This window comes from Sphingomonas sp. S6 (assembly GCF_043498045.1).
Taxonomy (GTDB): domain Bacteria; phylum Pseudomonadota; class Alphaproteobacteria; order Sphingomonadales; family Sphingomonadaceae; genus Sphingomonas.
In genome coordinates this window covers 23,814-46,386 of the sequence record NZ_JBIEOE010000010.1, presented here as the reverse complement: position 1 = coordinate 46,386, position 22,573 = coordinate 23,814, and the positions used below count along the sequence as shown (strand labels likewise).

The following is a 22,573-nucleotide window of genomic DNA, read 5'->3' as shown; positions in this document are numbered from 1 at the left end:
AAATCACAAAGCGATGCCAAAGCGCCGGAGTGCGAGAACCATCGCGATATAGAGCAGGACGGTCAGGCAGCATCCGGCGGCCAAGGCTGGCCAAAAGCCAATTCCGTGACGCAAAAGGACTGGTATCAGTAGGAATAGCGGCAGCGAGGGGAGTACGAACCAGAAGGTCGCCTGCGCATGGGCCGCCATGTTCATCGCATCAGGCCGGTCGTGCCACAGCCATATCATGCCAAGGACCGAGACGACCGGTAGCGACGCAATCAGCGCTCCGAACCCGGGATAGCGCTTCGCCACTTCCGACGCTGCCGCGATTAGTATGCCCGAGACGATGGCCTTGACTGCAAGATAGTACATAGGATGCTTCGCTTACCTTGTGGCGGTGGATCTTGATGATGCGGCCCAGCGCCACTTCCCCCCGTTGCGACGCCATGCGCGAAACCCGATGCGGTAAAGCCTCCCGATCCACTTGATGAGAATGAACGTGGTTCCTCGCGGGACCAGGCCAAGGGCACTGGCGTAGCGCGTGACGAAGACCAGCATCGAAGCTGCCGTAAGCCAAAGTCCGGCGGGAAAAACGGGAGACGAGCCATTGACATTCATCAATGGCGATCCCCGGATCGCCCGAAGGTCGCGACCCGCCAGAGATACCAAATGACGGCCAGCAAGAGCACGGCGTTGCTGACCGGTTCGATGACGCTCGCCACCTGATTATAGCGTTCGCCCAGCTCGTAGCCGGCTAGCACGAGGATCACGGTCCATATTGCCGAGCCGGCAAGCGTGGAAAGCAGGAACGGACCGAGGGGCATTCCGCTGACCCCTGCTGGCACCGAAATCAACGTCCGGACTCCCGGGACCATTCGTCCGAACAGAACCGCCCAACGGCCATAGCGGTCGAACCAGCGATCGACATGATCGATCTCGTCCGCCGTCAACGTCAGCCATCGACCGTGGCGAGAAGCAAAGCGCTTCAACCGATCGATGCCGATCCAGCGCCCGACATAGTACCATAGGATCGCTCCTGCGGCCGATCCGAGGGTGCCAGCGATAACGACCACCCACAGCGAGCCGCGCCCCTGCGCGGCCGTGTAGCCCGCAAGGGGCAGGATCACTTCCGATGGAATCGGCGGAAAGACGTTCTCGGCCAGCATCAGCAGGAAGACGCCAAAGCCGCCGAGTGCCGATAGGATCGATGTTATGATGTCGAACACAAGACAGCCTCGTCAGATGATCCAATAGAAGATGGCGCAGAACACGAGGATGAGGGCGAGGACCGATCCTACGATCGCGTTTTCCAGTCGCGGGCACTCGACGTTCCTGATCCGCGCGGCGACCTGCCAAGCGGGGCGGATCGGACACCGCCACGACCCAGCGACAATTCGATCCAATTCCGCGTCCGACAGCCCGAAGAATGCTTTGGCTTCACGGCGCGATCGACCCGCCAGCCCCATCACACGCAGCACCACATCGTCCCATGCGACATCGATCGCGCTCGGCCGATCGATCATCGGGCCGCGCGCGTCACCGCCTGCCCAAGAGGGAGGCAGCAGGCCGATGATCTGGTGAGGATTGCGCTCCAACAGCGTCGCCCAGCGCAGCAAGCGGTGTTGGCGGTCCCGCGCCGGGATAGTCCGCGCCGGCGCCCAACGTCGGGTGAGGGCTTGCACTGGATGTGTCCATCGGCTCGCCTGAGAGGTCGTCATGGACTTGCCGGAGTACAGGCGTCGCCATTGGTAGCGCGCTTGAGCGGACGAGAACAGCGCAGGGTCAGGAAGGTGGTGCAGCTCAGGATGAAGGCGATATCGTATAGGCCGTAGCCGACGGCCGCCCCGAGCGCGCCAGTCGCCCACAGGCTGGCCGCTGTTGCCGTACCCGAGGCTTTGCTACCCTTCTTCAGGATCGCGCCGCCCCCAATGAAACCGACGCCTGTAATCAGACCTTCGAGCAACCTGGCCTGCGCCGGGGACGTGCGGCCGAGGATCGCGATGCCTACCAGCACGAAGCCGCAACTGGCGATGGCAACCAACGGGAATGTGCGGATGCCTGCGCTACGGGCGTCCTTCTCGCGATCCCAGCCAACCGGAAGGGCAAGCGCGTAGGCGACGGCGAGACTGATGATATGGGTGGTTATCTCCCACCATGAGCTTTGAAACATGCCGGCCTGCCTGTTCTACGCGATCGCTCCAAATCGGAGGTTAAAAACGAATGTTGGGCCGAGCGCCTTGAAGGCGCTCGTGATTAAGGCGAGGATCGTGAACATCTGCGAACCTACCGGTGCAGACATGCGATGATGGCGGCCACGACGGCGGCGGTTTCCGCAACGTCGCGCACCCTGACCGTGTCGAGGCCGATCTCGACGGCGGGATAGTCATTTCCACCGGGGAAGATCGCATCGCCGATGAACAACATGCCGTCGAGCGGCACGCCGCTTTCGGCGCTCAGGCGCTTCAGGCCGTAGCCTTTGTCGACCCCTGCCCTCGTCACGTCGATCGATGTCGTACCGCCAAGATTGATCGAGAGGCCCGGCAGCACTGCGCGCAAGGTCGCCTGCAATGCAGTGCGTTTTTTCCGATCCCGGTCCCATCCCTCCTTTTCCTTCAGCGGCGCCGCCTGCCCCAGCCCCGAAAAGGTAATCTGGCTGCCGCGATCCTCGATCCGCTCGCCCCATATGCGTTCATCGGCGAGGCCGGCATCGGCCAGCGCCCGGTCGAAGGCCGCGCGGATCTTCGCCTTCTCCGCATCGTCGAACAGCTCGGCATAGACCACGCACCAAGCCCCATCGATGAAGCGATAGAGCTTGGTGCCGGTGGTCGGCATCAACCAGAGGCGGTCGAGCGCTGCGTCCGCAGGCAAGCGCGACGCGACCTGCTTTTCGAATTGTGGCCAGTCCCCGCCCGAGATCACCGCCACATCGGTAACGGCGAGCAACCGGGCGATGATCGCGGCCATATCCTCCGATAACGGGCGTTTGCTCTCCGCGAGCGTGCCGTCGAGGTCGAAAGCGACCAGCCACTTCATGCCGCGTTCCCCGCCGGGTCGCGGTAGGCGAGCAGCCGGAGCGCGTTGATGACGACGAGCAGTGTCGATCCCTCATGGACCGCCACCGCTGGCCCGATGCCGAGGCCGAGGATGGTGGCAGGCACGAGGAAGGCGACGACGCCCAGGCTGACGAACACGTTCTGACGGATGATGCCGCGCGTATGACGGCTCAGGCCGACCGCGAACGGCAAGTGCGCCAGGTCGTCGGCCATCAGCGCTACGTCGGCCGTCTCGAGCGCTACGTCCGACCCCGCCGCGCCCATTGCGATGCCGACCGTGGCGCTCGCCATCGCGGGCGCGTCGTTCACGCCGTCGCCGACCATCGCGACCTTGTCCTCGCCGGCAAGCTTCTTGATTGCGGCCACCTTGTCTTCGGGCATGAGGTCGCCCCACGCCTCATCGATTCCGACATCGTTGGCGATCGCTTCGGCGACCTTCTGGTGATCGCCGGAGATCATTATCATCCGCGACACACCCATCTCGTGCAGCCGGCGCAGCGCGGTCTTGGCCGCTTCGCGGGGCGTGTCCATCAGGCCGATCGCGCCTAGGTCGCGGTCTCCCTTGCGGACGACCATCGTCGTGCGGCCGTTCTCGCGCAGCTTCGCGATCGCGTCCTGCGCCCCCTGCCCCAGCGCCGGTATGCCCTCGCCCCCAAACATCTCGGCCTTGCCGATCCACACCGTCTCGCCATCCACGCTCGCGGTGACGCCACGACCGGTCAGGCTCTTGAGGTCGCCAGCGGTGGGCAACGGGCGCCCATTCAGGCGTTCGCGGCCGTCGTTGACGATCGCTTGGGCCAGCGGGTGATCGCTCAGCGCCTCGACAGCGACGGCCAGCGACAGCAGCTCGCCTTCGTCGGTGCCGTCGACGGGCACGACATCGGTGATGCGCGGGCGCCCTTCGGTCAGCGTGCCGGTCTTGTCGAAGGCGATCGCCTTGAGCGATCCGAGGTTTTCGAGCGGCGCACCGCCCTTCACCAGCACACCGCCACGTGCCGCGCGCGCGACGCCGGACAGGACCGCGCTCGGCGTCGCGATCGCGAGCGCGCAAGGGCTCGCTGCGACCAGTACCGCCATCGCGCGATAGAAGCTGTCGCGGAACGGCTCGTCGATGACCACCCAGGCGAACAGCAGCAGCACCGACAGGATCAGGACGGCGGGCACGAAGATGCGCTCGAACCGATCGGTGAAGCGCTGCGTCGGCGACTTCTGCGTCTCCGCCTCGCTCACCATCTTCACCACCTTGGCGAGCGCGGACTCGTTGGATCGGCGCGTCACCTCGATCTCGATCGCGCCGCCGCCATTGATCGTGCCGGCAAAGACGCGGCTCTCCGCCTCGACCGCATCGGGCTTGGCGCGGGCGGCTGCCGCGTCCGCGACCGGCACCTTGTCGACCGGGATGCTCTCGCCGGTCACCGGGGCTTGGTTGATCGCGCTGGTGCCCGTGATGACGAAGCCGTCAGCAGGCAGGCGCTCGTTCGGGCGGACGATGGCGACATCCCCAACGACCATTTGCTCGACCGGGATTTCGCTGGTCTGGCCGTCGCGTCGCACGGTCGCGGTTTCGGGCGCGAGCTTCGCCAGCGCCTCGATCGCCTTCTTGGCGCGTCCCATCGCGTAATGCTCAAGCGCATGGCCAAGGCTGAACAGGAACAGCAGCAGCGCGCCTTCGGCCCATGCGCCCAGCGCAGCGGCGCCGGCGGCAGCAACCAACATCAGCGTGTCGATCTCGAACTTCTTCATCCGAAGGTTGTCGATCGCCTCGCGCAGCGTGAAGAACCCGCCGAAGAAATAGGCTGCGACATAGCAGGCCGTGGGCAGCCACTCCGGTGCGCCGGCAACCAGCCTTTCGATCGCATAGCCGATCCCCAGCAGCGCGCCGCAGGCAAGCGCGAAGATCAGCTCGGTATTGGGGCCGAGAAATTCGGCGTGGCTATGGTCGTGACCATCGCCGGGGCCGTGCTTCTCTTCGCCCGCGTCGTGGCCCCCGGGGCCGTGGTCGTGGCCGGCATGGTCATCGGCGGCGACCCGCTTGCCAACCCTCACCTTCAGCTTGCGAAGAGCAGCGCGCACTTCCTCTTCTGTGGTCTCTCGGCGATCATATTCGACCCGGACCGACCCGCTGGTGCTGGCGCTTGCCTGTACCACCCCGGGCAACGCGCATAGCGCATCGCTGACCGTGCGCGCCCGCCGTTCGTGACTGATCCCCGTCACCTGCCAGATCGCATGACCGTAGCGTTCAGTGATTTCGGCACCTGCGGCCCGCACCATTTCACGCAATCGCGGCAGCGGTAGCTTGGCGGCGTCGAAATGGATGCACAGGGCCGCCGGCGTGTCGCCATCGAGGCAGATCACATGCGCCCGCTCGACGCCTTCGCGCTTTGACAGGGTTGATACGAGACGGTCCAGGCAAGCGTCGGCCGCGTCAGGAAGGTCCGGCAACAATACTGGAATATCGAGTTCGAGCTTGTCGTTCATGACGACCTCCTTTCGCTTTTCTTGGTTTCGGCGCGCGCGTCGCGCAGGATTTCGACACCGCCCTTGATGGCGATGATGGCGGTAGCGAAGCCGACCAGAAGGTCCGGCCAGTTGGTGCCCAGCCACAGCACCAGCACGCCCGCGATCAGGATGCCGCCATTGGAAATGAAGTCATTGAAGCTGAAGGTGGTGGCGGCCCGTAGGTTAACGTCCGGATCCTTGAGCCGCTGGAGCAGCCGCAGGCAGAGGTAGTTTACGACGCCGGCGATCGCCGACATGACCATCATGGTCGGTCCGATCGGCTCGCTCCCCTGCACATAGCGTCGCCCGACATCGATCAGGATGCCGCCCGCAAAGATCAGCAGCATTACCCCCGATGCGATCGCGGCGCGCGTCTTCCACGTCTTACCGTGGGTCAGCGCGACGAGGCTGAGAGCGTAAACGGCGGTGTCGGACAGATTGTCGACGCCGTTGGCGATGAGCGCACTTGAATCGGCGAACGCGCCGGATACGAAAAAGCCCGCTGCGATTGCTGCGTTCAGCAGCAGCACGATCCAGAGCGTGCGACGCTCCTGCGTGCCCGCGTTGTCGTTGCTCGCATTCATCCCATGATCTCCTCGAGCGTCAGGAGGGCGAGGAACCCTACGAAGAACATCGAGCTGATGAGCGGGGTGTCAGGCTTCTCGTGCGCCTCAACCAGCAGCTCTTCCGTGACGAGGTAGAGCAGCGCCATCAGCCCAAAGCTCAGGAAGCCAGCGACCATTACCGGCGAGAGCGTGGCGACAGGAACGGCAGCGAGCGCGCCGATCGGCAGCAGCAGCGCCAAGGCCGAGACGATCACGATGATGCGCAGGCGCGAGCGATAGGTTTCCGCCAGCTCGTTGGTCAGTGTCAGACCCAGGAAGAGCACTTCGAGTGTCAGCGCGATCGTCAGCAGAAATCCCGCCTTCTCGCCCGCGACGAACGCAAGGCCGAGCACCAGGCCATCGACCAGGATGTCGATGCCGATCGCGGCGAGCAGCGCCATCGGCCCCTTGAAGCGGGCCTCGAAAGCCTTGAGACCCAGCATCGTTACGACGCCCGCCGCCCCGCCGATCAACGTCGCGCTGGGCGAAGCCTCATGCTTGACCTGCGGCAGGATTTCAGTCGCTGCCGCCGCGAACACGACGCCGGCAGCAAGATGCTGTAGCCCCGCCACGAGGCCAGGATTTAACTTTGTGCGGCTCGCGATGATCGCGCCGAGCACGACCGCCAACACAGGCGCAAGCGTGTAGAGCAATGCCTGCATATCCTATGATTCCTCCGGTGTTCGATGACAGACGCGGATCTTCCCGCGCTGCGTGAAGGCGATCGACCCGCCCGCCACGACTGCCCGCGACTGGTCGCCGCGAAATTCTTCGCCGGTCCGTTGCGCGTGCAGGATCTCGGTTCTGCCCTTGGGCAGCCAGGTGACACCCATCTTCAGGCCGTCGTCGATGAAGTCGACATCGGCGCGCGATCCATCGTCGCAATACATGATGCGCTGCGCGATCAATCGAGGCGTCAGATGCTTTTCATGCGCCGGCTCGGCCGGTTGGCTTGGAGCGGGGTTGCACGCCCCTACGACCATACCCGCGAACAGAACGGCGCCGATGCGCGCGGCTGTCAGGCCAGGCAGGTGCCGCAAGGCGCGCACCGCCCTCACCACAGCACGCCGTGATCGGGCGTCAGCGGCTCAGGGGCCGGTAGTCCCGCCGTCTGAAGAAGGTCGATCTCGATCGTGCGGCACATGGCCGTGAGCGGGACATCGTGGACGCTATTGGCGAACGGATCGGTCAGATCCTCGCCGATGCTCAGCACCGCGAGGAAGACGAGTCCGATCAGCGTCGATCCGATCGGCGTGGCAAGGCCCAGGGATTCGACCAGCGCGATCGGAAGCAGCACGCAGAACACGCGCGTGAAGAGGTTCGGGAAAAACCGAAAGCCATTGGGCAGCGGCGTGTTCTTGATCCGCTCCATGCCACCCTGCGCATTGGCGATGTCGATCAGGACGCGCTCTACAGTTGCCTGCTGGATCTCGGTGATCCGACCTTCCGCGAGCGCGTCGGCGTAATTGCCCGATATGTCCTCCAAGAGCGCGTTGGCAGGGTTCAGGCGAGCGACCGCCATATCGGCGACGTCCGTTCCGGCGATCCGGGCAATGTCTTCATAGGGCGACTGTCGGCGAAGCTGGCAGCGCATCGAGTGCGCGAAGGCGATCTGCCGCAGGATGATGTTGTGCCGCGTCTCACTGCCCTCGGGTTCCCCCTTGGTCAGGCTGCGTGTGATCCTGGCCAGGCTGCGCGACGCATTGATGAGCGCGCCCCAAAGGGTTCGCGCTTCCCACCAGCGCGCATAAGCTGCGTTGGTCCGAAACCCCATGAAGAGCGCGATGGCAGTGCCGAACAGCGCCGTCGGCAAAGGCGGTTCCTTGATCGGGGTCATCATGTGGAATGCCGTCACCGCCACGTCCCACACGAACAGGATCGTGAGAGGCTTCCAAACCTCGATAATGATCTGCCTAAAACGTGGCCTCGCGCCGACTATCATATCAATTACGCCCTAAATCTCTTAGCAATCGTCATCCGATCGGCATGTTCATGATGTCCCGATAAGCGGACAGCAGCTTGTTCCGGACTTGCAGGGTCGCCTCGAAAGTAATGGATGCGCGGCTCTGGATGAGCGCGACGGTTGCAATGTCGGTGGTTTCGCCACGCTCATATGCTTCGGTGACGACATCCTCCTGCTCCTGGGTCTCGTTGACCTTCGCGACCACGGCATTGAGGGTGTCGGCAAAGTTCGACGCCGGAGCGGTCGGCGTCACGCCGGGCGGTGCCGTCGGCTGCGCCGCACGCAAAGCGCGGCTTCGCGCGATCACTTCGGCCCGAATGGCCATCACATTCGAGATCGACGTGTCAGACATCGTTTCTCTCCCGTTCCAGTGCGACGTGTCGGAAGACAGGACGGTTCATCGGGTGCCCTCCCGTTCGCAGATTCGGGTGCGGCCCTCGCCATCCACGACGGTGAGCTGCGACCCCTTGAAGGTCGCGGTGGCTGTCTCGCCGACATATTGGAGGCCCTGCGCTGGCGCGGTCAGCGTCATGGGCACGGCGCTGCTGGAGCGCCGCAAATCGATCTGCAGGCCGTTGTCCTTGTAGTCGACGAACAGCGGTTCCCCGTCGGAACAGCGATAGGGATGGCGCCCCATTTCCCCGGTCGCCACGGCGCTGTCGGACGAATGGATTTGCTGCTCCGTTGGCGGGGCTGGCGGCTTGCTTTCCGTGCAAGCCGCCAGGCCGACAACGAGGATGAGGGCGGGCAGTACCCGCTTCAACGGCATCATCGCGCCTTCCTCCTGTAGCGGGAGGGGACGCGCTGACGATTGATCCCACGGGCAGGCTGACCCACCCGCCAGCGCAGATAGGTTGCGAGGCGATCATCAGCCTCGATCATCAGGGACCGCAGACGACGCAACATCATCGCCGCGAACGGCAGAGACAGCGCCCCGCCCAGCGTGCAGCTATGTGTTAGCCTAGTGCCACCATCGTCCCCTGCCAGCTCGTACCGTTCTTCGAGCGTGAACAGATAAGGGATGCCGCAGGACCAAGCGAAGGCGCGCGGCTTATCGAATTGATCGACCCGGGCCGGCGTCCGAATTGGCCGGGTGATGCCCTGGATCGCGAAGGTACATTCCGTTTCGCCAAGCTGGCACGGGTTGTCGAGGAATACGAGCGGACTCCAAGCCCGACGATGATCCGGATCGGTGATCGCCGACCAGATCCGCAGTGGCCCGCCGTGAAGCATTGAGCTGGTTATGGTGCGAGGCATATCCCCATCTCCCAGAGATGAGCGGGGCGATCGCGGATCGCCCCGCGCACCCATCAGGCCAAGTTGTTCACGAAGGTCTGACCGTGGTCGTCCCCTTCATGCTCCTCATTGTAGTGCTCGGGCTTCTCGATCACTTTCTGCCCGAACCGGGCGTAGAGCGTCGGCAGCACGAACAGCGTCAGCAGCGTCGCCGAGATCAGGCCGCCGATGACGACGGTCGCCAATGGCTTCTGCACCTCCGCGCCCGCCCCCTCGCCAAGCGCCATCGGCACGAAGCCGAGGCTTGCGACGAGCGCGGTCATGACGACTGGCCGCAGACGCTGCATTGCGCCGACATGGGCCGCCTCCTCGCGCGATAGCCCCGACCGGATCAGATCCTGGATTGAGCTGACCATGACGAGGCCGTTGAGGACCGCGATGCCCGACAGGGCGATGAAGCCCACCGCCGCCGAGATCGAAAAGTCCATGCCGCGCAGGAAGAGCAGCAGAACGCCGCCCACCAGCGCGAATGGCACGCCGGTGAAGACGATCGCGGCATCGCGGACCGATCCCAATGCGCCATAAAGCAGCAACAGGATCAGGATGAAGCAGGCCGGAATGACCAGCTTCAGCCGCTCGCTCGCCGATTGCAGGTTCTCGAACTGACCGCCCCATTCGAGATAGGCACCGGCAGGCAGCCGGACCTGGCTGCCGATCGCCGCCTGCGCGTCTGCAACGACGCTACCGACATCGCGACCACGCACGTTGGCTTGCACCACCACGCGCCGCTTCCCGTTTTCGCGGCTGATCTGATTGGGACCGTCGACGACCTTGATGTCAGCGACACTGGACAGCGGCACATAGCCGCCGCCTGCCACCGGCACCTGCACCTGCTGGAGCAGGCCGATGTCGGCGCGCTGCGCCTCCGACAGGCGGATCACCACCGGGAAGCGACGGTCGCCCTCGAAGATCTGGCCCGATGTTCGCCCGCCGATCGTCGCAGTCACGGTGTCCTGCACATCCTGAGCCGTAACGCCCAACCGCGCCATCGCGTCGCGGTTGACGCGAATGTCGAGCATGGGAAGACCGGTCGTCTGCTCCACCTTCACGTCCGCTGCGCCTTGCGTTCTGCGCAGCACCGCCGCGATTTGCTCGGCCGTCCGGTTCATCTGGTTGAAGTCGTCCCCGAACACCTTCACCGCGATGTCGCCGCGCACGCCGGCGATCAGCTCGTTGAAGCGCATCTGGATGGGCTGGGTGATCTCGTAGGCATTTCCCGGAATCTTCGCGAGATTACCCTCGATCCGGCTGACCAGCTCCTCCTTGGGAAGCTCAGGATCCGGCCAATCCTTGCGCGGCTTCAGGATGACGAACATGTCGGTCGCGTTCGGCGGCATCGGGTCGGCCGCCAGCTCGGCGGTGCCCGTCTTGGAATAGACGAATTGCACCTCCGGCTGCTTCGACATCATCCGCTCGATCGGCACCTGCATCGCCTGGCTCTGCTGGACCGACGTTGCCGGAATGCGGAGCGACTGGATCAGCAAATCGCCTTCGTCGAGCTGCGGCAGGAACACCGAGCCGAGCGTAGTGAAAGCAAGCGCCGCCACCACAAGGCTTCCCACACCCGCACCGATCGTCAGCGTCGGGCGCTTCATGGCCCGGTCGAGACCGGGTTCGTAGCGCTTCTTCAGCCACGTGATGATGCGGCCGTCCTTCTCCTCGACCTTCTTCGACAGCCAGATCGCAATCATCGCCGGCACGAAGGTGAGAGAGAGGATGAAGGCGAAGGCGAGCGCGATGATGACGGTCAGCGCCATCGGTCCGAACGTTTTACCCTCCACGCCGGTCAGCGTGAGCAGCGGTACGTAGACGAGGATGATGATTGCCTGCCCGTAAACCGAGGGGCGGATCATCTCGCGAGCGGCGGCTGCCACGGTCGCAAGCCGTTCCTTGACGGTCAGCAAGCGACCTTCATGATGCTGTTGTTCGGCAAGCCGCCTCAGCGCGTTTTCAACGATGATGACGGCGCCGTCGACGATCAGACCGAAGTCCAAAGCCCCAAGGCTCATCAGATTGGCCGAGACCCCAGCGCGCAGCATACCAAAGCCTGTCAGCATCATGGTGATCGGGATGACCAACGCCGCGATCAGGGCCGCACGGAAGTTGCCGAGCAGCAGGAAGAGCACGACGATGACCAGCACCGCGCCTTCGGACAGGTTTTTCGCGACCGTCTTGATCGTCGAATTGACCAGCTCGGTGCGGTTCAGCACCGGCTGAATTACGACGTCAGGAGGCAGCGAAGCGTTGATCGTCTTCAGTTTCTCAGCGACCGCGGTCGACACGATGCGGCTGTTCTCGCCGATCCGCATGATCGCCGTGCCGACGACGACTTCGGTACCGTTCTCCGATGCCGAACCCATGCGGATCGCCTGACCCGTCTTCACAGTCGCAACTTGTTCGACCGTGATCGGCACGCCGTTACGTGTCGCGATCACGGTCCTGGCCAACTCGCTGGCATTGCGAACGAGCGCATCCGAGCGAACAGCCAGACCTTCGCCATTGCGATTGACGAAGCCACCGCCGACGCTGGTGTTATTGCGCTCCAGCGCATTTCCCAGGTCCGTCAGCGTGATGCCGAGCGAGGCCAGCTTCTGCACGTCGGGCACGACGAGGAACTGCTTGGCGTAACCGCCAATCGAGTCGACACCGGCGAGGCCCGGTGTGGTCTTCAGAAGCGGCGTCACGATCCAGTCCTGCGCGGTGCGCAGGTAGGTCGCCTTGTCCTCTTCGGTCGTCAGTCGCTCGCCCTCTGGCGTGATGTAGCTGCCATCGGGCTGTTGGCCCGGTTCACCGGGCTTGTGCTTGTCGTCCTCGCGATGATCGAGACGAACGGTGTACATGTACACCTCGCCCAGGCCTGTCGCGATCGGACCCATTTCAGGGTTCACGCCGTCGGGCAGATTCTCTTGCACGCCCCGCAGACGCTCGCCCACCTGCTGGCGGGCGAAATAGATGTCCGTCGCGTCCGAAAAGACCGCCGTGATCTGCGCGAAGCCGTTGCGGCTCAACGAGCGCGTATATTCCAGGCCGGGGGTGCCGGCGAGCGCGGTTTCGATTGGAAACGACACCTGCTTCTCGACCAGCTCGGGCGAGAGGGCAGGCGCGCGGACGTTGATCTGGACCTGATTGTTGGTGATGTCCGGCACCGCGTCGATCGGTAGCCGGTAGAGGGAAAACGCGCCGATGGCGGCGACGATGACGGTGAGGAGCAGGACTAGCCAGCGCTTCTCGACCGCCCAGGTTACGATACGGGCGATCATGGCTTAATCCTCGTGGCTCGCTTCGCCCTTGCCGATCTCGGCCTTGAGCGTGAAACTTCCGGTGGTGGCGATCTGTTCGTTGCCGGTCAGGCCCGACCGGACGATCACCGTGTCGCCCGACGCATCGCCGAGCTGGACCGGGGTCGCCTTGAAGCCGGTGGGCGTGCGCACGAACACGACCGACTTGCCCTCGAAACTCTGGACCGCCGTCGTCGGCACGCGGACCGCCCCGCTCCCGCCGCTGCCCGTGAGCTGCACGGCTGCCGTCACAGGCTCGCCGACCCGCCATTCGCCACCGCGATTGTCGAGGGTGGCGAGCGCAGGCACGAGCCGCGTCTGCGGATCAAGCGCCGGCGACACGAAGGTCACGCGGGCGGTCGCCTGACGGCCTGCCGCCTTCACCAGCACCGTATTGCCGGGACGCACCCGGCCCGCATCCTCGGGCTTGAGATTAAGCGCGATCGACACCTGGCTCAGGTTGGCGATGCGATAGAGTTCGGCATCCGCCGCGACCGTTTGTCCCAGCGTCACGGGGCGCGCAATGATCTGGCCCGAGATCGGCGCGGCAATGCCGAGCCGGTTGAGCCCGCCGCCGCCGACACCCGCCGCCGAAACCATGCTCTGCGCCTGCGTCAGGGCGATCCGCGCCTCCGTCGCCGCTGTGCGGGCGGCGATCAGATCCTGTTCAGGGGAGACTCTCTGCGCGAACAGCCGCTGTTCGCGCGCGAGGTTCGAATTAGCGAGCTGAAGCCGCGCCCGCGCCGCCTCGACCTCGCCCTTGATCTGCGCCGCCTCGCGGCTTTCGATGACCGCAATGGTCTGGCCGCGTCCGACCGATTGGCCGAGGTTACGGGTGAGCGCGACCACGCGTCCCGCAATTGCGGCCGAGACGACCTGCGTTCCCTGTGGGTCGCCCTCGATGATCGCGGGCAGCTCGATCGTCCCGGCCCCGCCGATGATCGGCCGTCCGACCTGGACGCCCGCTGTGGCGATCTGGTCGGCACCCAATGTGACGACGCCTTCACCGGCATGACCGCCTTCAGCACCGCCCTTTTCCGTGCCCGCTGCCGTCTCATTGGCAGCTGCGCCTTCGGCAGTTGCCTCGTTTCCGCCATCCTTGCCGCCGCAGGCAGCCAAGAGCAGGGCGAGCGACGCCGCGCCCGCGAGATAAAAGCTCTTCATCACTGATTCCCCCCATTGGGCGCACGAGCGGTCAGTCGCTCCACTTGCGCGCGGGCATTCTGGTAATTGGCAAGCGCGTCGATCGCGGCGACCCGCGTTTCGGCGAGCGTGCGTTCAGCATCGAGCAATTCGAGCTGGCCGAACTTGCCCTCGCGATAGCCGATCCGCGCGATGCGGGCGGCCTCCTGTGCAGCCGCCAGCGCCGGCCCCGACGCCGCACGAGCCGTCGTTGCGGCATTGGCCGCCTGCGCCTGCGCGTCCGTGATCGCCTGTTCGATGTCGAGCGCGGTCACGCGGCGCTGCGCATCCGCCTGGGTCCGCTGCGCGGTCGCCTGCGCAATCGCGGCGCGACCATTGTTGAACACCGGGATCGGGATCGACACGCTGAACACCGCCGCCATGTCGTTGGTCGCTTCCAGGCGGCGGATCGACGGCCCGACGTTCAGGTCAGGCACGCGATTGGCGCGCGCGAGCCGCACGCCGGCTTCGGCAATGGAGAAATCCGCGTTGGCTGCCGCCAGCGCGAGTGTGCCGGTCGTGTTGACCGGTGCCAACGGCCCATAGACGTTCACATCGGGAAGGCGATCGAGCAGCGTGTCATCGAGCAGGCCGTCGATCGGCCGTCCGATCCGACGCGCCAGATTGGCGCGGGCCGCCTCGGCCAAGCGAAGCTGCCGCTCCACATTGGCGTCGGCATTGATACGCGCGACATCCGCGCGCTGTTGCTCGAGTGGCGATGCCCGCCCTGCCTGCACGCGAACGCTCGCGGCCCGCAGCGCATCGCTGGCGATCCGGGCCTGATCGCGGGCTGTCATTACCCGGCGATCGGCCGCGACCGCTTCGACATAGAGCTGCGTTACCTGAAGCCGGACATCCGCCGCGATGATCGCGGCCTGGATCTCGGCCCGGGACAATTGCGCATTGGCGACCGCGACGCGGGCGCCGCGCTTGCCGCCTAGCTCGATCGGGATCGCAAAGCCGACCGTGGTTTCCGCGCTGCGGACCCCCCGATACGGCCCGGAGCCGATGACATTCTCGACTTGGCCTTGAACCACCGGATTGGGCCGCAAGCCGGCGACTGTGCGACCTGCACGGGCCGCGTCGATTCCAGCTGTCGCCGCTTCCGCAGCAGGGGCCGAACCGCCCGCTGCACTGACCGCTTGGTCAAGCGTGTAGACCGGCGCATCCTGCGCAACAGGCGCGGACGGTCCGACCTGCGCCTGCGCCATCGTGGCGCAAGACGCTGCGGCCAGCATGGCCGCGAGGATACGATTCATGAAAATAGGACTCCTGACGATGATCGACAGGGGCGCGCCAACGCACGCCCAAATCGGACGTCAGGCTTGGGGGGGCCTCAAATGGACCATGCCGGTGCGGCCGTCGAGCGACGCAGAGGCGGAGATTGTCGGCTTGGGCACTGTGAGGACGGGGGTATATTCCATCGTCGTGCGCGCAGGCGCGCCGACGTCGTGTCCGTGACAATAATTGTGATGATGCGGGACATTCTTGTCCGAGTCCGATGGCACCTGATCGATGTCACCGGCGGTATGGACCGTGAACTCAACGCCCGCGATGCTTCCCCCCGCCAGATCGGCGGCATGGGCCATGCCGGAGAAGCTGGTCAGGACCAGCATCAGGCATGTCAGGAAAGGCAAAAAGGCTCGCACTAGCTTGCCTCTATCACGGAAGGGTTTTCATGTCATTGCACTAATTCGAACCAAGGGTCACTGAGCCGGAACCCGAGCGGGATCGGTCGCGCCCGTTCCAGGCGAACCCGACCGCAATGGCGACCGCCATCAGGAGTTGCGCCAGCACCGATTGCCAAGTGGGAAACACGCCGAGCATCGACAGCCGTGGCACGTCCGCGAGCGGTGCGATGTTGATAAGGCCGGCTTCCTGGAGCGCGGCGACGCCTTTACCCGCCAGCACGACGGTCAGGACCGCCATGAGCCAGGAGCTATAGCGGAAGAACTGCGCGATCGGCAGCTTGCGACTGTAGCGAAGCATGGCCCAAGCGATCAGGCTGAGCAGTCCAATCGCCGACCCGGCCCCCGCGAGAAGCATCCCGTTGTCACCTTGCGCCGAAAGCGCGGCATAGAACAGGATCGTCTCGAAGACCTCGCGATAAACTACGACGAACGCCAGCCCGAACAGGAACCAGCCCGACCCGCCCGAGAGCGCCCGCGACATCTTCTCGCGAATATAGCGCTGCCACTGATCGGCCTGCGCCTTGCCGTGCATCCAAATCCCGACCGAGAGCAGCACGACCGCGGCGAACAGCGAGCCAAACCCTTCCGTCAGCTCCCGGCTCGCACCGCTGATCCCGATCGCATAGGTGGCGACCGCCCAGGTGATCCCGCCCGCGATGATCGCGCTGACCCAGCCGCCATGCACGTACCGCAGCGCCTCGCCGCGCTCGGCTTTACGCAGGAACGCGATCATGGCGACAACGATGAGCAGGGCTTCGAGCCCTTCACGCAGCAGGATCGTGAACGCGCCCAGGAACGTGGACGCTTCGGTGGCGGCATCAGGCGCGAGCGCCGCTTCCGCATCGTCGAAAAGGCCGCCCAGTACTGCGACCTTCTCCGCGAGATCATCGGGCGACGCGCCCCGGTCGATCGAGGCGCGGAACTCCCCCATCGCGCCCTCGATTCGACCCATCAGCGTCGCGTCGCGCGCGGTGAGTGTTGGCTCGATCGGCTCGAACCCATCGAGATAGGCCGACAGCGCCAGCTCTTTCGCCATGCGCGCATCGCCGCGCCGCGCAGCCGCCACGCTTTCGGCGAGTTTGGCGCGGGCGACCGCGAGCGAGCCGGGAGCCTGTTGTATCACCTGTTCGGGATGACGACGCAGGAACGCGAGCACGGCGTCAGCCTTGGCGTCGCCGATCGCCGCGCCGAGCGCGGCCGGGGTGAGCGCGACCAGGGTTTTCAGGTCCGGAATGCGCCGGCGAAGGGTCGGGTCGGATTTCCAAAGCCGCTCGCCTTCGCGCGCCTGCGCATCCGTGAAGGCGAAGCTCCCGGCTCGGAATGCTAACGCCCAGCGCTGATCGTTGGGCAGATCGGCGAAGCTCTGCATCGCGGTCCCGTCGATGCCTTGCGTCACCACCTGATAGAGCGCGAACACGCTGCGCTGGCGCGCGCGCTCGGCATCGGTGAAAGCAATCGGGGGCGTAGCGAGCTTGGCGGCGTCAGGGCCACGGCCGTTGCCCGTCATCCCGTGGCAGGACGCGCAGGATTGTCGGAACAGTGCATCGCTGGAGACGAGGTTCGGAGCCTTATCGGGCGCGAGCGGCACCGGGTAGGCGCGCAGCAGATCGGCCGCGAGCCCGTGCGCCAGTGTTGCCACCTGTTCAGTCGATCCCTTTTCCGCGATTACCGCTTGGAGGTTGGCGGCCCGCTGAATGAGGGCTTGGCGCTCCGGCTTCGCCGGCAGGCCTTGAAGCCGTGTCGAGACCGACGCGGCAAACTCATTCATTTCGGCGTATTCCGACGCGCTCTTGATCCGACCGTTCGCGACCGCGCCTCCATAATCGACGGCCATATAGTCGAGCAGCCGCCATGCGGTTTGCACGTCGCCGGGTTCGGCGAATGCCGCAGCAGGGATCAGCAGCGCAGCGAGCGCGGCGAGCAGCCGCAGCGAGAGCATTGCCCGGATCAAGGTGAGCAGACGCACTACCGCTCTCCCAGTTCGCGCCGAGCGCCAGTGACGATTTCATAAGCGGAGTGGAGGAACAGGAGGGCGATGAGGCCGGCGACGGCGAGGTCCGGCCAGGCGCTTCCTGTCCACGCCACCAGACCGGCCGCGGCGATCACCGCGACATTGGCGAGCGCGTCGTTGCGGCTGAACAGCCAGATCGCGCGAACATTGGCGTCCCCTTCCCGGAAACGCGCAAGCACCAAGGCGGACACGACATTGATCGCGAGCGCGACAACGCCGATTGTGCCCATCAGTTCGGCATCCGGCGCGGTTGCGTTCAGGGCGCGCCAAATCGCGAAACCGATTACGCCCACGCCAAGCGCACCGAGAAACAACCCCTGCGTCAGCGCGACCTTTGCCCTCGCCCGTGCGGACCAGGCAAGCGCGAGAAGACCGATAAGGCTGATCGACCCGTCCCCGAGAAAATCGAGGGAATCCGCTTTCAGCGCTTGGCTATCGGCGATGAACCCGCCGAACAGCTCGGCGACTCCGAAGCCGAGGTTGAGCACCACGACGGTCAGCAGCGCACGGCGATAGGCCGGATCGGTTTGCGCGCGCGCGGGCTCCCCGTGGCACCCGCAGCTTTCGGTAGAAGCATTCATGCGGCCTTCCTTACCACCTCCAGTCGCTGTAGAAGCAAGCGAAATGTGCGACACGTTCGCATAAGCAAGGATGGCATGATGAAGCCGGTGATGATTGGGCAGCTCGCCAGCGAGACCTCGACGAAGGTGACGACGATCCGCTTTTATGAGTCGATCGGGTTGCTCCGATCCGCCCCTCGCACGGCGTCGGGTCGCAGAACCTACGATGCCAGTGACATTGAGCGTTTGCACTTCATCCGCAACGGTCGCCGGCTTGGCTTCTCCGTCGACGAGATCCGTTCGTTGATGGGGCTGGCGCAGAACCCGGACCAGGATTGTGGTGCCGCCTCAGCTATCGCTGCTCAGCACCTCAAGGATGTGGAGGAGAGACTGGCGCAACTCGCGGTGTTGCGGGATGAGTTGGCAATGCTCAGCCAGAGCTGCACCAAGGCGCGCATGGCCGATTGTCGGATCATGAAGGCGATCGGCAAAGGCCACCCTCAAGCCGATCAATAATAATCGGCCAGCCTGAGCTCGCGCACATCACCCGAGGCCATCGTCAGCTTTACGAGGGTGCCAGCAGGCCGGGAGCGCACTTGCCAGAGCTCCCCACGCGTATAGTTCGCATCGATCGAATGGCCGTTCACCGCCACGATCCGGTCGCCGACCGCCCAGCCAGCCTTTTCCGCGGGACTGTTCGCCGCCACATGAACAACGGTGAGCGCCGTTGGTGAGGCTGCGAGGCCAAGGCCGCTAAGGTCCTTCAGCATCGGCAGGCGACGACGAGGACCGAGTGGCCGGAGCCACACGAATCCGGCGGTCACGTCGAACACCACGTCGAATTGAGCGATCAGCGGTAGGCCGACATTGCCAACCGTGCTGGTGGAGAGCCAAGCTCTCATCCCGAGTGTGGGGACGTTCGAGACGCCAAGCCCTTCGATGTTGATGTTCTGGATCGTGAAAGCATCGTTGATACGCACACCATCGACGCCGCCGATCGCCGCGGTCGAGACGAGCTTCCCGTTCAACAGCCCTTGATCGCGGGCATAGGCCGACGAGAGCATCAGCGCGGCCGAGCTGCCAAGATCGATCATCAAGGGCACGGGAGACAGGCCCTCGACGGAGGCCCGGATGAACAGCTCCTGCTTGGCACCGCGTCCGAGCGCGACAGCGCGCCAGTCGGGGCCGGCGAGAAACGTGCCTGACTTGACGACCGCCATACGCCTGTTCGCGAAATCGAGCGCGATGCAGCTGCCCGTGAACATATCGGCACCGAGGAGAACGTCGATCGGTCGTCCGAAGGCCGCCGACACTGAACTCAGATCACCAACAACGGCAAAGGGTAAGCGACGGGTTTCGCGGGCGAGCTGTACGTCGATGTCGCGGACCAGCAGCACCGGGGCCTTGGCGCTCAGCCCGCTAATCATGCGCCGCTCACCATTGTTCAAGCCGAGCTTCGCCGCGAGCGCCGTGCTCAGGATCGACGCGCCGCTGCCACTGTCGAGCACCGCCCGCGCCGGCACTCCGCGCACTTGTGCCGAAACAAGGAGGGTATCACCCGTGCCGACTTCCAGCGGCTCCCATTCGAGGTGAGCCGCGCCGAAGTTCCACGAGGCCGCAGACCGGGAAGTCTGTCGCGCGAGCGTTGGAGAACCGAGCACCAAGCCGGTTCCACAGGCCACCAACCGCGCCACTAATGAGCGTCGAGACATACCGATTGCTTCAACACGGGCCGTCAAAAAGCCACCTCCAGCCCCCCGTCCGCAGGAGAGCAAATTGCGGTTACATGCTCTAGCAACTGGAGGAGCAAGGGTTTTTGAAGCGCCCGAAATGCTATCCTGTTCAAATGCCCTCTCGAAAATGAGCAGTTGAGGCAGGTCAGGAACCGGTCGAATAAGACCGAAGTAGGCAATTTCGCTTGCGCGACCTTGGCGAGCAGGACCCCAGTTCACGAAGAAACGTGAAGCTATCGCCTCACCCGCAGCAGCCCGCCACAGTCCCGTTTGCTTTCGCTTCCTGGATCGGAGGGCATGGGACATCGCCAAATGAGCAGAACACGCAGCAGTCGCCAGCCAGGGGCCGCAGCACCACCGCGCAATGCCGGCAATCATAGAAGAATTGGCAGGCGTTGGTGGGCATCCTTTCGGTGGCCACCCCGCCGCATTTGGGACAGGTCAGGGTTGAGGTGAGCTGCATCAGGAAAGCGCGTTCATCAGCGGCGCTTCTAGGAGGTCCCAGGCGAACGCGATAAGCGTCAGAACCGTTCCAATCGCGAGCAGGATAGGTGTCGCGCGCGAGGGCAGCGGCATTGTGCAGGACCGGTCCCCAGCACAGGACCTCCGCCGCTGCGCGTAGGCCCACCACCCAGCAGCCAAGCCGATGAGGGAGGTCGCCGTTAGCGGCCACCGTAGTGGTATCAGCGCGGCGAAGTTGCTGGACAGGCCCGCCCCCAGGCCGAGCGCCGCGAGTGCGAGGGGCAGGACGCAGCATGACGCCGCAGCTAGAACAGCGGCTAAGCTCGCAAGCGCGCCGAGGGCGGATAGCCCCGTGTCGGCGCGACGTCGTGACGTTGGTGCGCCTAGGGGTTCACGCGGGATGGTCTCTTGGTTCATCTATCGCCTCTAGCGGGTTAGCCCGTTATGCATCCTGTAGTGACTACAGGAGCAAGCAATATATGCGCGTTGAGGAAAGCATCACGATCGGCGAGCTGTCTCGCCGGACTGGCGTGAATATCGAGACGATCCGGTACTTCGAGCGCGTTGGTGTTCTCGCAACGCCACCCCGCACAAGCGGCGGGCGGCGGGTATATGGGACCGGTCACGTCCGCGCACTTGGGTTCGTCCGTCGCGCGCGCGAACTCGGCTTCTCCCCGGCCGAGGTGCGCGCGATCCTGTCTCTTGGCGGTTCTGCGCAGGCGTCATGCAGTGAGGTCCGCGAGATCGCGGCTCACCATCTAGAGCGTGTGCGCGCTAAGATGGAGGATCTGGCGCAACTAGAAAGCCTGCTGGCTGCGACCATCGACCGTTGCGAAGGCGACGGGGCGGCGAGGTGCGCCGTGATCGACTTGCTGAACCAACATTCGACTGCGTAGATGTCGCATCGCACCCCGTACTCGCGCAAACGGTCGATAACGGAGCCGATCACCATCACCACGGCACGCGGCCCTAGCCACCTATGTGGACGTTGCGCATCACGAAGCCGCTTTTCGGAAGCGCTGGCAGCCTGGCGAAATCGATGCTCAGGTCTTGGTCCGGTACGTCATAGCGCATCGCGTTGACGAGGAGGTGTGCCGCCACCTTCATGATCGCGAGGACGATCCATTCGCCGGGACAGCGATGGCCGAGATAGTGATCGCCGCCGCCCTGCGGAATGAAGTTGAAGGAGTCTTCGTCCCAAGCCCTGAAACGCTCAGGGCGAAACTCCTGGGGGTCGGCCCAGGTCGCTGCGTCGTGATTGCTCCCATAAAGGTCTAGCACCACTTGACGCCCTTCCGGAAAGGCCATCCCCTCCCACTCGAAATCTTGGCTCGCGCGCGCCACCACAGCGGGAAAGAAGGGATAGAATCGGCGGACCTCTTGGACGAAGAGCTCGGCATAGTCCGGCTGCTGAACCAAGGCCGCCCTGATCCCTGAACAGGTTTGCAGCGCGTGGGCGACGAAGGTGATGTACACTGCGATCGCGACGGTCGGGCGAAGGACATTTACCAGTTCGACCGCTGCGACGTGCGGCGAAAGAAGATCGTCGTGCCGGTCGCGATGCCAGGCTATCGCGTAAGCCGCGGTCCCCGAGCCCGAGCCGATGCTCCCGGCCCGAATGCCTTCAATGATCCGCTTCGCCCATGCGTCGACGCGACGACGGGCCAGCCGTGACCAAAGATGCCTTGGGCTCGCCGAGCCGGCGGCGTCGAACAGCGCCCGCAGCTCGCCCGCGCGGTTGCCGGCTTCATCGTCCGGAAGAGGAACTCCCGCCCAAGCGCATACCGCTCGCGTCAGCGGCTCATGCAACTCGTCATAGAAGACGATCTCTCCTTTGCGCGTCCAGCCCGGCACCGCCCTGCGCCACTCGGCCTCGAACAATTGCGCCAGCGCCCGCACGCGCTCTGGTGTCATCAGGCCCATGAACATCTGCTTGCGGTGCCGATGGGTCTCGCCGTCCAGACCCTGAACGCCGCCTTGGCCCAGCAGTGTCTTCTGAATAGCGACCGGCATGGCACCTTCGCGCTCGAAGCGGGTCGTATCGTAGAAGATTTCGGCGGCCTTGGCCCCCTTAAGGCAGTTGGTCTTTTTCAGCAGGAAACGGGATTCAAAAGCGTTTGCGCCTAGGCGCTGGCACTGCCTGGAGATGAACCGATAGGGATCGGCGAGGAGAGAAAGGGTTTCGTCCGGGCCTTTCGTGTGTGGTGTCTTAGGCATGACCGGTCCGGTGATTGTTGGGTCTCCTTTGATTAACTCGG

25 protein-coding genes are annotated in these 22,573 nt (G+C 64.6%); 2 read left to right on the top strand and 23 right to left on the bottom strand.

The features are described 5' to 3' along the window. Positions 1 to 3: 3 nt before the first annotated feature. From ACGVWT_RS14390 to ACGVWT_RS14300, 19 genes are all read right to left on the bottom strand, one after another. Positions 4 to 354: a DUF3147 family protein gene (locus ACGVWT_RS14390; RefSeq protein WP_018251229.1), complete on the bottom strand. Its 351-nt coding sequence runs from the start codon at positions 352 to 354 to the stop codon at positions 4 to 6. Between the two features lie 245 nt (positions 355 to 599). Beyond that, positions 600 to 1,208, bottom strand: coding sequence for a DedA family protein (locus ACGVWT_RS14385; RefSeq protein WP_007406854.1), 609 nt, complete (start codon positions 1,206 to 1,208; stop codon positions 600 to 602). Positions 1,209 to 1,220: 12 nt separating this feature from the next. Next, the gene (locus ACGVWT_RS14380) at positions 1,221 to 1,577 is read right to left on the bottom strand and encodes a hypothetical protein (protein ID WP_231731359.1); all 357 of its coding nucleotides are present in this window, start codon (positions 1,575 to 1,577) and stop codon (positions 1,221 to 1,223) included. A 119-nt stretch (positions 1,578 to 1,696) separates the two neighbouring features. After that, positions 1,697 to 2,152: an MgtC/SapB family protein gene (locus ACGVWT_RS14375; protein WP_018251228.1), complete on the bottom strand. Its 456-nt coding sequence runs from the start codon at positions 2,150 to 2,152 to the stop codon at positions 1,697 to 1,699. 113 nt (positions 2,153 to 2,265) lie between these two features. Then, the gene (locus tag ACGVWT_RS14370; protein WP_007406852.1) at positions 2,266 to 3,015 is read right to left on the bottom strand and encodes an HAD-IIB family hydrolase; all 750 of its coding nucleotides are present in this window, start codon (positions 3,013 to 3,015) and stop codon (positions 2,266 to 2,268) included. Continuing rightward, positions 3,012 to 5,513 carry a heavy metal translocating P-type ATPase gene (locus ACGVWT_RS14365; protein ID WP_018251226.1) on the bottom strand — a complete coding sequence of 834 codons (2,502 nt, stop codon included), beginning with the start codon at positions 5,511 to 5,513 and terminating at the stop codon, positions 3,012 to 3,014. Before ACGVWT_RS14365 ends, ACGVWT_RS14370 begins: the two co-directional genes overlap by 4 nt. Then, the gene (locus ACGVWT_RS14360; RefSeq protein WP_007406859.1) at positions 5,510 to 6,118 is read right to left on the bottom strand and encodes a cation transporter; all 609 of its coding nucleotides are present in this window, start codon (positions 6,116 to 6,118) and stop codon (positions 5,510 to 5,512) included. Before ACGVWT_RS14360 ends, ACGVWT_RS14365 begins: the two co-directional genes overlap by 4 nt. Continuing rightward, entirely contained in the window at positions 6,115 to 6,801 is a 687-nt protein-coding gene (locus ACGVWT_RS14355; RefSeq protein WP_018251225.1) for a ZIP family metal transporter, read from the bottom strand. The genes ACGVWT_RS14360 and ACGVWT_RS14355 overlap by 4 nt, the downstream gene beginning before the upstream one ends. A 3-nt stretch (positions 6,802 to 6,804) precedes the next feature. Continuing rightward, complete coding sequence (locus ACGVWT_RS14350) at positions 6,805 to 7,188, bottom strand: hypothetical protein (protein WP_018251224.1); 384 nt, start codon at positions 7,186 to 7,188, stop codon at positions 6,805 to 6,807. 5 nt (positions 7,189 to 7,193) lie between these two features. Beyond that, positions 7,194 to 8,081: a bestrophin family protein gene (locus ACGVWT_RS14345; RefSeq protein WP_019368194.1), complete on the bottom strand. Its 888-nt coding sequence runs from the start codon at positions 8,079 to 8,081 to the stop codon at positions 7,194 to 7,196. Positions 8,082 to 8,112: 31 nt separating this feature from the next. Further along, a complete protein-coding gene (fliE, locus tag ACGVWT_RS14340) occupies positions 8,113 to 8,454 on the bottom strand; it encodes a flagellar hook-basal body complex protein FliE (RefSeq protein WP_026189139.1) in 342 nt (113 codons plus the stop codon). Between the two features lie 45 nt (positions 8,455 to 8,499). Further along, the gene (locus ACGVWT_RS14335; protein WP_026189138.1) at positions 8,500 to 8,874 is read right to left on the bottom strand and encodes a hypothetical protein; all 375 of its coding nucleotides are present in this window, start codon (positions 8,872 to 8,874) and stop codon (positions 8,500 to 8,502) included. Continuing rightward, entirely contained in the window at positions 8,871 to 9,359 is a 489-nt protein-coding gene (locus ACGVWT_RS14330; protein WP_026189137.1) for an SRPBCC family protein, read from the bottom strand. The genes ACGVWT_RS14335 and ACGVWT_RS14330 overlap by 4 nt, the downstream gene beginning before the upstream one ends. 53 nt (positions 9,360 to 9,412) lie before the next feature. Next, entirely contained in the window at positions 9,413 to 12,658 is a 3,246-nt protein-coding gene (locus ACGVWT_RS14325) for an efflux RND transporter permease subunit (protein ID WP_018251219.1), read from the bottom strand. A 3-nt stretch (positions 12,659 to 12,661) separates the two neighbouring features. Then, on the bottom strand, positions 12,662 to 13,840 hold the full coding sequence (locus ACGVWT_RS14320) for an efflux RND transporter periplasmic adaptor subunit (protein ID WP_004212877.1): 1,179 nt from the start codon (positions 13,838 to 13,840) through the stop codon (positions 12,662 to 12,664). After that, positions 13,840 to 15,117: a TolC family protein gene (locus ACGVWT_RS14315; protein WP_013039111.1), complete on the bottom strand. Its 1,278-nt coding sequence runs from the start codon at positions 15,115 to 15,117 to the stop codon at positions 13,840 to 13,842. The genes ACGVWT_RS14320 and ACGVWT_RS14315 overlap by 1 nt, the downstream gene beginning before the upstream one ends. Positions 15,118 to 15,177: 60 nt before the next feature. After that, positions 15,178 to 15,474 (bottom strand): hypothetical protein, encoded by a 297-nt coding sequence (locus tag ACGVWT_RS14310; RefSeq protein ID WP_007406840.1) that lies wholly within the window; start codon positions 15,472 to 15,474, stop codon positions 15,178 to 15,180. Between the two features lie 73 nt (positions 15,475 to 15,547). Then, on the bottom strand, positions 15,548 to 17,515 hold the full coding sequence (locus ACGVWT_RS14305; RefSeq protein ID WP_018251218.1) for a cytochrome c/FTR1 family iron permease: 1,968 nt from the start codon (positions 17,513 to 17,515) through the stop codon (positions 15,548 to 15,550). Beyond that, positions 17,515 to 18,141, bottom strand: coding sequence for a cation transporter (locus tag ACGVWT_RS14300; RefSeq protein ID WP_004212870.1), 627 nt, complete (start codon positions 18,139 to 18,141; stop codon positions 17,515 to 17,517). Before ACGVWT_RS14300 ends, ACGVWT_RS14305 begins: the two co-directional genes overlap by 1 nt. Positions 18,142 to 18,216: 75 nt before the next feature. On the opposite strand from ACGVWT_RS14300, the gene ACGVWT_RS14295 reads away from it, so the two are divergent. Beyond that, complete coding sequence (locus ACGVWT_RS14295) at positions 18,217 to 18,636, top strand: helix-turn-helix domain-containing protein (RefSeq protein WP_007406847.1); 420 nt, start codon at positions 18,217 to 18,219, stop codon at positions 18,634 to 18,636. Here ACGVWT_RS14295 and ACGVWT_RS14290 read toward each other — a convergent pair. From ACGVWT_RS14290 to ACGVWT_RS14280, 3 genes are all read right to left on the bottom strand, one after another. Beyond that, the gene (locus tag ACGVWT_RS14290; protein WP_394426981.1) at positions 18,630 to 19,832 is read right to left on the bottom strand and encodes an aspartyl protease family protein; all 1,203 of its coding nucleotides are present in this window, start codon (positions 19,830 to 19,832) and stop codon (positions 18,630 to 18,632) included. The two genes, ACGVWT_RS14295 and ACGVWT_RS14290, sit on opposite strands and share 7 nt — an antisense overlap. A gap of 262 nt (positions 19,833 to 20,094) precedes the next feature. Next, positions 20,095 to 20,316 (bottom strand): GDCCVxC domain-containing (seleno)protein, encoded by a 222-nt coding sequence (locus ACGVWT_RS14285; protein ID WP_081609171.1) that lies wholly within the window; start codon positions 20,314 to 20,316, stop codon positions 20,095 to 20,097. Beyond that, the gene (locus ACGVWT_RS14280; protein WP_017980799.1) at positions 20,316 to 20,732 is read right to left on the bottom strand and encodes a mercuric transporter MerT family protein; all 417 of its coding nucleotides are present in this window, start codon (positions 20,730 to 20,732) and stop codon (positions 20,316 to 20,318) included. The genes ACGVWT_RS14285 and ACGVWT_RS14280 overlap by 1 nt, the downstream gene beginning before the upstream one ends. Before the next feature lie 62 nt (positions 20,733 to 20,794). Between ACGVWT_RS14280 and ACGVWT_RS14275 the strand changes: the two genes are divergently transcribed. Beyond that, positions 20,795 to 21,211 carry a helix-turn-helix domain-containing protein gene (locus ACGVWT_RS14275; protein ID WP_017980798.1) on the top strand — a complete coding sequence of 139 codons (417 nt, stop codon included), beginning with the start codon at positions 20,795 to 20,797 and terminating at the stop codon, positions 21,209 to 21,211. Between the two features lie 73 nt (positions 21,212 to 21,284). Here ACGVWT_RS14275 and ACGVWT_RS14270 read toward each other — a convergent pair whose 3' ends face one another. Continuing rightward, on the bottom strand, positions 21,285 to 22,532 hold the full coding sequence (locus tag ACGVWT_RS14270; protein WP_017980797.1) for a cytochrome P450: 1,248 nt from the start codon (positions 22,530 to 22,532) through the stop codon (positions 21,285 to 21,287). Positions 22,533 to 22,573 lie beyond the last annotated feature (41 nt).

Excerpts from the sequence above, each read along its gene's own strand:
- ACGVWT_RS14295 (WP_007406847.1), top strand. The coding sequence starts at position 18,217 with ATGATGAAGCCGGTGATGATTGGGCAGCTCGCCAGCGAGACCTCGACG.
- ACGVWT_RS14310 (WP_007406840.1), bottom strand. The coding sequence starts at position 15,474 with ATGCTGGTCCTGACCAGCTTCTCCGGCATGGCCCATGCCGCCGATCTG.
- ACGVWT_RS14280 (WP_017980799.1), bottom strand. The coding sequence starts at position 20,732 with ATGAACCAAGAGACCATCCCGCGTGAACCCCTAGGCGCACCAACGTCA.
- ACGVWT_RS14375 (WP_018251228.1), bottom strand. The coding sequence starts at position 2,152 with ATGTTTCAAAGCTCATGGTGGGAGATAACCACCCATATCATCAGTCTC.
- fliE (WP_026189139.1), bottom strand. The coding sequence starts at position 8,454 with ATGTCTGACACGTCGATCTCGAATGTGATGGCCATTCGGGCCGAAGTG.
- ACGVWT_RS14390 (WP_018251229.1), bottom strand. The coding sequence starts at position 354 with ATGTACTATCTTGCAGTCAAGGCCATCGTCTCGGGCATACTAATCGCG.
- ACGVWT_RS14285 (WP_081609171.1), bottom strand. The coding sequence starts at position 20,316 with ATGCAGCTCACCTCAACCCTGACCTGTCCCAAATGCGGCGGGGTGGCC.
- ACGVWT_RS14370 (WP_007406852.1), bottom strand. The coding sequence starts at position 3,015 with ATGAAGTGGCTGGTCGCTTTCGACCTCGACGGCACGCTCGCGGAGAGC.
- ACGVWT_RS14330 (WP_026189137.1), bottom strand. The coding sequence starts at position 9,359 with ATGCCTCGCACCATAACCAGCTCAATGCTTCACGGCGGGCCACTGCGG.
- ACGVWT_RS14300 (WP_004212870.1), bottom strand. The coding sequence starts at position 18,141 with ATGAATGCTTCTACCGAAAGCTGCGGGTGCCACGGGGAGCCCGCGCGC.
- ACGVWT_RS14355 (WP_018251225.1), bottom strand. The coding sequence starts at position 6,801 with ATGCAGGCATTGCTCTACACGCTTGCGCCTGTGTTGGCGGTCGTGCTC.
- ACGVWT_RS14315 (WP_013039111.1), bottom strand. The coding sequence starts at position 15,117 with ATGAATCGTATCCTCGCGGCCATGCTGGCCGCAGCGTCTTGCGCCACG.
- ACGVWT_RS14290 (WP_394426981.1), bottom strand. The coding sequence starts at position 19,832 with ATGTCTCGACGCTCATTAGTGGCGCGGTTGGTGGCCTGTGGAACCGGC.
- ACGVWT_RS14335 (WP_026189138.1), bottom strand. The coding sequence starts at position 8,874 with ATGATGCCGTTGAAGCGGGTACTGCCCGCCCTCATCCTCGTTGTCGGC.
- ACGVWT_RS14275 (WP_017980798.1), top strand. The coding sequence starts at position 20,795 with ATGCGCGTTGAGGAAAGCATCACGATCGGCGAGCTGTCTCGCCGGACT.
- ACGVWT_RS14365 (WP_018251226.1), bottom strand. The coding sequence starts at position 5,513 with ATGAACGACAAGCTCGAACTCGATATTCCAGTATTGTTGCCGGACCTT.
- ACGVWT_RS14360 (WP_007406859.1), bottom strand. The coding sequence starts at position 6,118 with ATGAATGCGAGCAACGACAACGCGGGCACGCAGGAGCGTCGCACGCTC.
- ACGVWT_RS14345 (WP_019368194.1), bottom strand. The coding sequence starts at position 8,081 with ATGATAGTCGGCGCGAGGCCACGTTTTAGGCAGATCATTATCGAGGTT.
- ACGVWT_RS14320 (WP_004212877.1), bottom strand. The coding sequence starts at position 13,840 with ATGAAGAGCTTTTATCTCGCGGGCGCGGCGTCGCTCGCCCTGCTCTTG.
- ACGVWT_RS14325 (WP_018251219.1), bottom strand. The coding sequence starts at position 12,658 with ATGATCGCCCGTATCGTAACCTGGGCGGTCGAGAAGCGCTGGCTAGTC.
- ACGVWT_RS14270 (WP_017980797.1), bottom strand. The coding sequence starts at position 22,532 with ATGCCTAAGACACCACACACGAAAGGCCCGGACGAAACCCTTTCTCTC.